The organism is Acidiphilium sp., from assembly GCF_049977125.1.
GTDB lineage: Bacteria > Pseudomonadota > Alphaproteobacteria > Acetobacterales > Acetobacteraceae > Acidiphilium.
Genome location: NZ_JBMFGY010000335.1, coordinates 1 through 1,956, shown reverse-complemented (window position 1 = coordinate 1,956; position 1,956 = coordinate 1). Strand labels below are relative to the sequence as shown.

General features: G+C 53.6%; 4 protein-coding genes. 3 read left to right on the top strand and 1 reads right to left on the bottom strand.

What is annotated here, in order from left to right; genetic code table 11:
- The coding region (locus ACP5E6_RS18825; protein WP_427956978.1) for a fasciclin domain-containing protein at positions 1-391 on the top strand (391 nt) is incomplete at its 5' end.
- A gap of 193 nt (positions 392-584) precedes the next feature.
- On the opposite strand, the gene ACP5E6_RS18820 is transcribed toward ACP5E6_RS18825, so the two are convergent.
- The gene (locus tag ACP5E6_RS18820) at positions 585-941 is read right to left on the bottom strand and encodes a hypothetical protein (RefSeq protein WP_427956975.1); all 357 of its coding nucleotides are present in this window, start codon (positions 939-941) and stop codon (positions 585-587) included.
- A 398-nt stretch (positions 942-1,339) separates the two neighbouring features.
- Between ACP5E6_RS18820 and ACP5E6_RS18815 the strand changes: the two genes are divergently transcribed.
- Both ACP5E6_RS18815 and ACP5E6_RS18810 read left to right on the top strand, forming a co-directional pair.
- On the top strand, positions 1,340-1,606 hold the full coding sequence (locus ACP5E6_RS18815; RefSeq protein ID WP_427956973.1) for an antitoxin: 267 nt from the start codon (positions 1,340-1,342) through the stop codon (positions 1,604-1,606).
- On the top strand, positions 1,603-1,956 hold a 354-nt coding region (locus ACP5E6_RS18810), incomplete at its 3' end, for a type II toxin-antitoxin system VapC family toxin (RefSeq protein WP_427956972.1). The genes ACP5E6_RS18815 and ACP5E6_RS18810, both read left to right, overlap by 4 nt.

Sequence of the window (1,956 nt, the reverse complement as noted above, 5' to 3'; positions counted from 1 at the left end):
GATCGTTTTCGGGAGAGACACGATGAAATTACGAACCATGCTGATCGGCGCCGTAGCGTCGCTCGCGATCAGTGGCACCGCACTGGCCGCCATGGGCACCGACACCGTGATGGTCGGTGGCGCCGCGATGTATCCGACCAAGAACATCATCCAGAATGCGGTAAATTCGAAGGACAACACCACCCTGGTCGCCGCGGTCGAGGCGGCCGGGCTGGTCAAGGCGCTGGAAGGCAAGGGCCCGTTCACCGTATTCGCGCCGACCAACCAGGCGTTCGACATGCTGCCCAAGGGCACGGTGCCGACGCTGTTGAAGCCCGCGAACAAGAAGGAAATCGCCTCGATACTGCTCTATCACGTGGTGCCGGGCGATTTCACCCTCGCCCGAGCTTGATCGATTCCATCACCGCCGCCTCGGAGATCATCGTAAATGATTGCAGGACGTGCCGGCTTTCGGCGGTGTACCCTTTGAAGGTAGAGTCGTTGACATCCCGGCGGCCTACCGTGCCGACGGATGGCATGAAGAAACGGGAGGCTTGTCTTCCTCTTTCTCTTTTCACGAACGCGGCGGAGTCAAACGTGGGCCGCTACGGTGATACCATCAAATTTTTGGACCAAGCGCAGGATTTCTGATTTGCAAGTTTAATCATCTTGGTTTCACGCTTCTTTGCAGCGTGAATCGCATCTTTAGTGTTTTCATAGGTTCCAAGTAGGGCAGGCCAGAACAACACTGCAGCAGCGACATTCGTTCCAGTAACACTCCGGTCGCCCTCGGCCTTCTTATAGTAGGTCCTAGCGATCGTATACTGATCGTTTAATTGAGCACAGTTTAACGTATTGTCGGATGGTTGGTTGACAGAAACAACTTTCGGGGTTTCGCAACCAGAGAGGCCGAAGATCATGGCCAAGCCAGCGATTTGGTAGGTAAATGTACGAAGTTCCAAACTGCTCTCCTGCATGCCAAAAATTAATTAACCAAACAACACTTAAAAGTTATCATACTGTAACCTCTTTGCGCATGAAAATAATTGCGAACAGTTGTGGAACCATTTTCACAAATCGGTGAAGATGGCGCGATCCACGGAGGCTTCATAACCAGCGGAGAAGTCTAACGCACTCGTCCGGGGCCCTGCTCAGTATGAAAGGTAAGCAAGTGCGCTGGCTGGCAGGGGGCGCGCTTACGGACTTTTTGTCCGAAATCCACCCATTGCGGCCGTTCGAAAGGTGGGACCTGAGCCCTTTTGGGATTCGAACGTGGGTGGTGCGTAGCTATTGAGAATTTGCATCAACCCGCGCCGCCGGTCTCCGCCCTTGAAGTCTGTCTCACGTATGATATATATGGATGATATATACCTTAGGTGTGGAAATGGAATTGGCGAAAGTATTTTGGTCGGGACGATCGCAGGCCGTACGACTGCCAAAGGAGTTCAGGTTCGATACCGATGAGGTAAGGATCCGACGCCATGGGCGTTCGGTCATCCTCGAACCCGTTGCGCACGATTGGGCATGGTTGGATCAGGTGATAGGTCCGCTAGATCAGGATTTTGTTACAGCTGCAACCGAACAGCCGGCTATGCAAGACCGCCTCGGCTTGGATTTTTTTGAGTGAAGTTCCTTCTAGATAGCAACGCGGTGATAGCGTTGTTGCGGGGCGACGACGGGTTTCTCACCCGCTTGAAAGCCCACAGGCCTGAAGATTTCGGAATGCCCGCTATCGTGGCGTATGAACTGTTTTACGGGGCGTTCAAGGGGCTGCAGCGGGTCGGGAATTTGGCACGCATCGAAGCCCTGCCTTTCGAGGTCGTTGAATTCGATCGGGAAGATGCTCGACAAGCTGGCGAAATCAGAGCGATTTTGGCTGATGCCGGCACACCGATTGGACCTTATGACATCTTAATCGCCGGACAGGCGCTTGCCCGCTCTTTGACGTTGATTACCCATAACACTCGGGAGTTTAAT